The 8,000-nt window shown below is 63.7% G+C and carries 9 protein-coding genes; 4 read left to right on the top strand and 5 right to left on the bottom strand.

Translation table 11 applies throughout. From position 1 onward, the window contains the following. Together VFZ97_09580 and VFZ97_09575 are read right to left on the bottom strand one after the other, a co-directional pair. Positions 1–816, bottom strand: an 816-nt coding sequence (locus tag VFZ97_09580) for a hypothetical protein (GenBank protein HEX6393681.1), incomplete at its 3' end; no start/stop codon positions are given. Beyond that, complete coding sequence (locus VFZ97_09575; protein HEX6393680.1) at positions 791–1,582, bottom strand: hypothetical protein; 792 nt, start codon at positions 1,580–1,582, stop codon at positions 791–793. The genes VFZ97_09575 and VFZ97_09580, both read right to left, overlap by 26 nt. A 269-nt stretch (positions 1,583–1,851) precedes the next feature. Between VFZ97_09575 and VFZ97_09570 the strand changes: the two genes are divergently transcribed. Further along, positions 1,852–2,004 (top strand): hypothetical protein, encoded by a 153-nt coding sequence (locus VFZ97_09570; GenBank protein ID HEX6393679.1) that lies wholly within the window; start codon positions 1,852–1,854, stop codon positions 2,002–2,004. 25 nt (positions 2,005–2,029) lie between these two features. Beyond that, entirely contained in the window at positions 2,030–2,890 is an 861-nt protein-coding gene (gene purU, locus VFZ97_09565) for a formyltetrahydrofolate deformylase (GenBank protein HEX6393678.1), read from the top strand. Between the two features lie 8 nt (positions 2,891–2,898). On the opposite strand, the gene VFZ97_09560 is transcribed toward purU, so the two are convergent. From VFZ97_09560 to VFZ97_09550, 3 genes are all read right to left on the bottom strand, one after another. Further along, entirely contained in the window at positions 2,899–3,105 is a 207-nt protein-coding gene (locus tag VFZ97_09560) for a hypothetical protein (GenBank protein HEX6393677.1), read from the bottom strand. Between the two features lie 6 nt (positions 3,106–3,111). Further along, positions 3,112–3,759 (bottom strand): PhoU domain-containing protein, encoded by a 648-nt coding sequence (locus VFZ97_09555; GenBank protein ID HEX6393676.1) that lies wholly within the window; start codon positions 3,757–3,759, stop codon positions 3,112–3,114. Between the two features lie 247 nt (positions 3,760–4,006). Next, complete coding sequence (locus VFZ97_09550; GenBank protein ID HEX6393675.1) at positions 4,007–6,742, bottom strand: bifunctional YncE family protein/alkaline phosphatase family protein; 2,736 nt, start codon at positions 6,740–6,742, stop codon at positions 4,007–4,009. Positions 6,743–6,933: 191 nt separating this feature from the next. On the opposite strand from VFZ97_09550, the gene VFZ97_09545 reads away from it, so the two are divergent. Further along, positions 6,934–7,323 (top strand): cyclic nucleotide-binding domain-containing protein, encoded by a 390-nt coding sequence (locus VFZ97_09545; protein ID HEX6393674.1) that lies wholly within the window; start codon positions 6,934–6,936, stop codon positions 7,321–7,323. A gap of 66 nt (positions 7,324–7,389) precedes the next feature. After that, a partial coding sequence (locus tag VFZ97_09540) for an FKBP-type peptidyl-prolyl cis-trans isomerase (GenBank protein ID HEX6393673.1) occupies positions 7,390–8,000 on the top strand: 611 nt, incomplete at its 3' end.

Raw genomic sequence — 8,000 nt, 5'->3', positions numbered from 1 at the left:
AAAGTGGCCGACGCTGACCCAGGTGTAGTGCAGCTTGGTCCTCTTGGGCAGACCTTGCTCCGCGAACCATGCCGCCTTGGCCGACACGGTCGTCGGCAGGAGATGGCCGGTCGCCAAGTACGACCAGATGATCCAGGGAGCGGCTCCGACCAGGGCAGCGCAAACCAGGATGAGAACTCGCCGGTATTCCCCGGCTCTTGCCAACTGCCACGACACCGCGACGATCAGCAGCGCTGCAAGCAGCCCCAGTTCGGGCCGGACGAACGGGGCCACGCCACTCAGAAGCCCCAGCCACACGATGTGACGCCGCTCGATCGCCAACGCAAGCAACCAGACCACGGTCGCCATTGCGAGTCCAGTTTCCATCCCGTTCAGCAGCTGGTATCCGATTGCCCCCGAGAGCAGGGCGACCACGACGGCGCCGACCGTCGACCCCTGCCCGATCCTGAACAGGCGTGCGAGCCGGACGACGCCGAGCACGTACACGAGGACGGCCAGCCACGACACCAGGTAGGAGGCCCACTCTCCTCCGATCGGAACGAGGAGCGTGAGCAGCGCGAGGTGAACCAGGCTGGTCTCTCCGTCAAGCGGAGACACCCCGGCATAGTTCGGATCGTGCCCGCCGTGGAGGATCAGAACCTGTGCGTCGTGAAGGGTGGTGTAACCGTCGTCGATCGGTAGAAGGGGATGCCCGTAAATCGCGGTGACGACGATGAAGACGGCGACCACGGCCGCCGCCCCGACGCCGTAAGGAGCGAGAACCTTGCTCCTCGTCTCGCGTAGGAGCGGTTCAACCGTCGATGGTGGGCCGCTCAACTTCTGTCCGCAACCGATCCTCGTCCGAGGCGTGACTGTCTTCGCCAGCAGCCGTCCTACGTTCGGCCGCTTCCTGCTCACGGACGATCATCTCGACTGCCTGGAGCGCAAGGCTCTCGGGACGGGGCCCATCCCAGTCGAGGTACCAGTGCCGTATGACAGTCGCATACCACGCTTCGCCCCCGGGAAAGAGACCGAACCGCGAGATCGTCCGCTGCAACCCGACCTGATCCGAGTACAGCAGCTCCACCGCGATCGCCTGCCCGTGGTCGATCTCGTCAGTGAGGGCAGCCCTCACAGGATCGTCCGGGTCACGCATCGCCCCTTGCCACATCCCGATATCGCCGGCTGGGATGTAGAGGTCCCGAGACTGGGGGCGGAAGTCCTCCAGAGAGGCGTGGGTGGGGAACTCAGCCGACGATCCGCCGCCCGGCCTGGCGGCCCACCCCTGGCACACGGCGATCCCGCTGCCGACATTTCTCAGGCTGATCGCCAGGTACACCGTGCCATCGATGTGCTCGACTGCCGCGCGGCCACCCTCGGCGCTCACCCAGTGGCCCCCGAGGAACGGGATCTTCTGCCTCGGATCGTCGAGCCGGGACGGTCCGAGCACGGGTCGTCTCTGCTCCTGGAGGGCGACTTCCGCAATCCGCGCCGTGCGATTGGACGAGCGAACCGCAGCGAAGGTGGCCACTGCCAGGACCAGCGTGCCGCCAGCCGTGGCCAGGGACGAGATCGTCGCCCAATCCACCGCGAGGAGGCTCATCGACCTCAGTCTGACAGCGCATCCTCCGTCACGCAGCCGATCCTCGAGAAGAATTTCACTAGAACTTTTCGGTCCTTCTGGGCGACGATCACCTTCTGCGTGGAATAATGCGCGGTCAGCACCGGACTTCCGCAGCCAGTGGGGCTCGCGTCCGGGACGAGGAGCGAAGGGAGGTTTCGCGCCGTCAAGGGGCGCTCAGTTGGCGATTGGACGCGACGGGGTGACGTTCCAAGTGCCTCGCTAGAAGGGCTATCTAATAGGTGTACGCATTGACGCTTCAAAGTCGGCCGGCCGCTGACCAGATATTGATGCTCATCGATGAGCGCAAAGAGGCCGACCAGATCGCAGCAGAACTTCACCGTCATGGCCAACCGGTCCAAATCGTGGAGGTCGAGCGCAGAACCGATTGGGTAAAGCGATAGCGCGGGTCCCATTAGGTTGTGGCTGTTGTCTGACAGCCAACCGACAGTTCGTTTCTTGCTCTCGGGACCCGACAAGCCGGGCCTTGTCGCCGGGGTAGCCGACTTCATCTTTCGGCGCGGCGGCGACGTCGTGCACGCCGATCAGCACACCGACACCGAAGTCGGTGCCTTCCTCCAGCGGGTCGAGTGGATCCCTGCGAAAGGAGAGGATCGGGCCGAGCTTCGCTCCGACACGGAGCGGCTAGCTACAGAACTCGGGATGCGTCTGACGATGCGGTGGTCCGACGACGACCGCCCATTCGCGATCCTTGTGTCGCAGCGGCCGCACTGCCTCTACGACCTTCTGGCCCGGTGGTACTCCGGGGAGCTCCCCGGGCGACTTGCCCTGGTCGTGAGCAACTACCCCGAGCACCGCGCGGTGACCGAGAGCTTCGGCGTCCCCTACCAGCACGTCCCTGTGAGCGAAACTGAACCCGCAGTCCAAGAACTGGCCGTAACAGAGCTTCTCGCAAACGAGGGTGTCGAACTCGTTGTGCTGGCTCGCTATATGCGAATCCTCTCACCCGGATTCATCGAGCAGTGGCGACACAGGGTCATCAACATCCACCACTCGTTTCTGCCCGCGTTCGTGGGCGCCCGCCCGTATCACCGCGCCCACGAGCGAGGGGTCAAGCTGATCGGGGCGACTGCGCACTACGCCACCGAACAGTTGGACGAAGGGCCGATCATCGAGCAGGACGTGGCGCGGGTCACCCACCGCGATGATGTCTCAGCGCTGATCCACGCTGGGCGCGACCTCGAGACGGTGGTCCTGGCCAGGGCCGTACGATGGCATCTCACCGACCGTATCTTGGTCTACGGGAACAAGACGGTCGTGTTCACTTAGGTGAGGGGTCAGCCCGATACTTGGCCGACCGGCACACCGCCATTCGACAGACCCAGCCGGCTGGCCATCTCGCCGTTCGGATACGGACGTAAGACGATACGTGTCCCGTTGCGCCGCACCTCTTGGGCGATGCTTTCCGCCTCCTCTTTGTCATCGACCAAGAGCACGATCGCAGCAGGATCCACCCTGCCCTCAAGCGTCAAAGCCCAACCCATAGCTCCTCAAGACTCCCTTGCCGTACGTCGAAGCCGGCGAGTTACGTTAACAGCGTGATCGCCCAGCCGTTCAAAGTAACGGGCCACCAAGGCCATTTCGATTGCCACCGGCACTGACACGCCGGCTGCGGCCAGTTCCGAAGTCAAACTCACGTGCAGGTCGTCGATTTCGTCGTCCCTGGCCCGGAGAACGTCAGCCCCGGCGACGTTGCCGCTTGCGTAAGCCTCACCGGCCACAGCCCACATCTCCGACCCTATGGTACCCATTTGTTGGATCAGGGTTCGCGCTCGCGGCGTGAGCCACTTCGACAATCCCTGGACCGCGTGGGATGCGATGTGCTCCGCCAGATCACCACTTCGCTCCAGCTCGGGCAGGATGCGTAGGATCAAGAGAAGACGATGCTGTCGAGCGGCATCCGTGTTCGGCTGATGGGTCAGCTCGTCTACGACTGCCTTCTCGGTCCTTGCGTGCAGGGCGTCGATTAGTTGGTCGCGCTGAACGAGCGATCTCGCCGCTTCCCGATCCCCCGCCAGAAAGATCTCGGTGGCACTGCTCACCGCGTCGCGCACGAGCGCGAACATCTCGATTACCGGCTCGTCCAGCGGATCGACGGTCTGTGACATGGCTGGGATGTCGATCTCGGGAGCTCCCACCACCCCGATCATCTGACGCCCCCCGGCGGTGCCGCCGATTCGACCTCATCACCCATGCCTAGTCGACCGTCGATATCTGTCATCACCGCATCACCTCTTCGCGTCCACTCGGTCTGAGGCTCGATTCTTAGGCAACCTTCCCCTTCGGCGGAAGAGGAAAACCTGGGGACGTTCCTGGGGATCTCGCGCAGGGGACCGAAGTTCATCCTCCGTTTAGCTGGATTCCACTCACTTGACAGACTCTGGCCTAGCCGTCCTGGTTCCCGACAGGATGCTTGAGGAGGAACTGCGTCACGTTTCCCCCGTCGCGGAAGACCTTGAGGGCCTCGGAAGTGCGGTTGGCTTCGATCTCGGAGGCGTTCGGTCCGGCCGCCGGAGGAGTGAATTGGGAACCGTAGATGCTGTGATACAGCGCGTCGTCGAATAGGTGCTGGGGAACCAGGTCGACCACGTTGTATGGAAGGACCCCATCCATTCCCGGCGGCGAAACGAGGGTGGTTGCGTCAAGCGACGTGCGCGGAGCGACCGCACTATAGGCCGTTAGGTCGGGAGCCTGGTCCGATGGGACGAAGCAGTCGTACATGGGTTCGGCTAGCCCGTCGTTGAGGGAGAGCGGTCGTAGCCCCAGGATCATCTCCGCACTCCGCAATGCGGAGTACTGGTCGTAGCGGGTGTGAACGACGACGCCGTGCTTTGTCCACGGCGAGATTACGTAGGCCGGCATCCGGTGGGCGTCGACATGATCGGCACCGTCCTGCGAATCGTCCTCGACGACGAAGATGGCCGACGAGGACCAGATCGGAGAGTGGCTGATGAGATCGACGATCTGGCCGAGTCCGAGGTCGTTGTCGGCAACCAACGAAGCCGGAGTCGGATAGTTGGCCTGCACCCCGTTGGTGTGGTCGTTCGGAAGCGTCAGATAGGTGAACGAAGGAACGGTTCCGGCCGCCACCTGACGATTGAAGTCGGCTTGGAAAAAGTCGAACCGGCTGTTGGAAACGTCCGCGTTGCCGGCGGGGCCGAGGGTTCCGGAGTCGGAGTCGCACGCGATGTTGTGGTCGGTGGGCGTTACCGGGACGAGCCCGGCGTTGTCGCAACCGAAGAAGAGCGGGTAGCCCCCGACGAACCCCGCCTGCGACTGCGCATAGGTGGGACGCCCGTCGTTTCCTTGGGGAGTGTCACCGGCGTTGAACTCACCGAAGTTCTGGAAGCTGACACCTTGCCGGACTGCTTGGTCGAATATGAAAGCCTGGGGCGGCAGGGTGACCGGATCTTGGCCGAAGTTCACGGCCCTCCCTCGGCCTGAGTAGTTGGCGTGCAAGGCTCGCTGTACGAAGTCCGTCACGTAGCCGCCTGTGGTGATGATGTGACCGTCGACGGAAACCTGGCTGTCGGCGTAGAAGTTGTCCATGAGAGGGAACATACGAGTAAGGGCGTGCGCGTTCGGGGTGACTCCGCCTGCCGGGCCAGCGACGCCATTGTCATCGAACAACTCGAGGCGGGGGTCACCGTTCCCTCGGGAATCGCTTCCGAAGATCTGGTCGTAGGTACGGTTCTCTTTGACGATGTAGAAGACGTGCTTGATCTGCGCACTCGGCCCACCACCTGGTGATTCAAGCGGCGTGTCGAGAGGTGCCGGGGTGTAGTCGGCCGGACGGACTTCTTTGTCCACTATTTGACCGAGGTGCGCCGCATCAGCGTCACTCGGAGTGTCGAGAACCCCAACCCGCCCGAGAAGCATTTCCATGTCGTACTGCCCGTAGGGCGCGTTCTGGCTGGCGGCGAAGTTCTGCCCGTACTGCGGGTTCGGGCCCGCGCCCAACCCTTGCGCCGCAAGCCAAACGAGATGTCGTTCGTCGGGTGTGACCGCCACCGCGGTCGGGTACGCCGCGGTTGGGATTCGCCCGATGAGCTTGCCGTCCGACAGGCGGAGAACTGCGACGGCGTCTTCCCCGGCGTCAGCGGAATACAGCCTGCTCCCGTCAGGTGATTTCGCCAGGGCCACCGGCGCGGTGCCGATACCGCCAACCCGGCCGACCGAGATCGCGCCGGCAACGCTCAGTGTCTGAGTGTCGATCTCGGCAACGAGGTCCCGGTTGGTCACTGCGACGTAGAGCCGGTGCGCCGCGGCATCGAGCGTCATCCCCTGCGGATGGGCGTTCTGGTCACCAATGGGCCCTCCCAAGCCGGCGACCGTCGATGTCACCGCCGCAGAGGCGAGGTTGATCACGCTGACCGTTCCGTCGTATTCGTTGCTGACGTAAGCAGTAGTGCCATCGGTCGCCACGCCGAACGGGTAGCGGCCGACCTTGATCAGCTTCGACGTCCCGCTGGCGAGATCGACGATGGCGACTTGATCGGCCTGATTGAGGGCCACGACGAGAGTCTTCGAATCAGGCGTCACCGCCAGGCCGATCGGCCATCCGAGTCCCGACGAAGGTCCCGGTCCGGGCGGCTGGTAGATAAAGGAAACCGGATTGGCAGACTCCATCTGACCGGTTCCCCCGCTCGTCGCCGGTAGCTGGATCGGGCTCTGCTCGGTCGCGTGGCCGCTACTTGGGTCGACACTGAAGACGTGAATGGCGTCACCCTGATTGGCCTTCGTCGGGCCTGCAGCCGGGATCACACCCTGTGGCTCGCCCGACACGTACGCACGGGTTCCGTCAGCGGAAAACGCGATCCCGCCGGACGCGCCTGGAAGTGGCAGAACCTGGACGACGTTTCCGGTGGTTAGCGATACGACGTTCACGTCGTCGTGGCCGTACCCAGAGTCCACCGCCCAGAAGTAGCGCCCATCGGGCGTCAGCGCTCCCCCGGTAGGGAAGTCCCCCACAGCCGTCGTGCGCCCGTCAGGCTCGAGGACCCGTCCGTTGGGCATCATGCCCGTACTTGGCCCGACGATCGACGGAATGACGGCGAATGCGGCGGGACCGATCAGCAACCCGGCAACACAGAGGACGATGGCAACGAGACGCTTGGTCACGCGGGCGCTCTTCGTTCCGTCTCCCTTCCAATCCTTCTGGTCTGTGATGACGTCAGCTGAAAGTCCACTCGGCTTTACCCAAGAGCAACACTCACGACACAACCGCGACAACTTCAGTTGCCACCATGGGAACGGCTTGTAAGTCCGGAGGTGACAGATTGCAGCTCCTACGACGTTTGAATGATTGTCACGTGCCAGACTCGGCGCTCTTTGCGGGATGCACTCCGCGCGAACGTCGTAGTCTTCAACGCCTCGGCACTGGTGTCCGCGTCCAGGCAGGTACCACCCTCACCCCGGAAGGGCATCCCGGGAAAGAGTTCTTCGTGGTGGAGGACGGCAACGCCATGTGCTCTGTGCGCGGCACCGAGCGAGCCCGTTTCCAGGCCGGGGACTTCTTCGGGGAGATGGCACTGCTGGATGGCGGCCCCCGAACCGCAACTGTGACGGCCGAGACCTCGATGGACCTGGTCGTATATAGCTTGGTTGAGTTCAGGGAGATGCTGGACAGCTCCGCTTGCATCCAGCGGCGTCTGCTGGTCGAGCTGGCCCGCCGTCTACGAGTAGCCGACGCCGCCGCGTGAGATAGCCGGCGGCCGGGATCAGAGCCGCTTACTCGGGCGGTGCAGATTCATATAGCCTCCGCCGCCATGTTGACACGCCTACCCCGAGGTAAGGCCCACCGAATGGCTGCTGCAGGTGCCGTGCTCGCAGTCGTGGCCGGTGCCTGCTCGTCCAACTCCTCTTCCACAACGTCCAATACCTCCAACCCGTCGGGTAACCCGAGCTCTTCGACCGCATCCTCGAGCCCGTCCACCACCCCGGCACCCCTTGGTGCCGCGTCGGCGGGAGTCAACGGAATCGCCAGCATCCCTTCCGGCGAGGCGTCGCCGGCTGGGACGTTCGGGAAGCGGCCAACCGTCATCGTCCCGTCGGGCACCCCTCCCACCCAGCTGGAGGCGAGCGACCTGATAGTTGGAACGGGTGCAACCGCGACGGCCGGTCAGACAGTAACCGTCCAGTACGACGGGTACTCCTGGACGACCAAGAAGGAGTTCGACGCTTCCTGGAATCGGGGCCAGACGTTCAGCTTCCCTCTCGGTCAAGGCCAAGTCATCCAGGGGTGGGACCAAGGAGTCGCAGGGATGAAGGTCGGTGGCCGCCGGGAACTGATCATTCCGCCGAATCTGGCGTACGGGTCTCAGTCGCCGACACCGGCCATCGCTTCGAACGACACCCTCATCTTCGTCGTCGATCTCGT

It is taken from the genome of Acidimicrobiales bacterium, from assembly GCA_036378675.1.
Taxonomy (GTDB): domain Bacteria; phylum Actinomycetota; class Acidimicrobiia; order Acidimicrobiales; family Palsa-688; genus DASUWA01.
The sequence above is the reverse complement of the archived record's forward strand: the minus strand, read 5'-3'. Positions and strand labels throughout refer to the sequence as shown.

Bases quoted from the DNA above. Each gene is read 5' to 3' on its own strand.
- VFZ97_09560 (HEX6393677.1), bottom strand. From the start codon at position 3,105: ATGGGTTGGGCTTTGACGCTTGAGGGCAGGGTGGATCCTGCTGCGATC.
- VFZ97_09575 (HEX6393680.1), bottom strand. From the start codon at position 1,582: ATGAGCCTCCTCGCGGTGGATTGGGCGACGATCTCGTCCCTGGCCACG.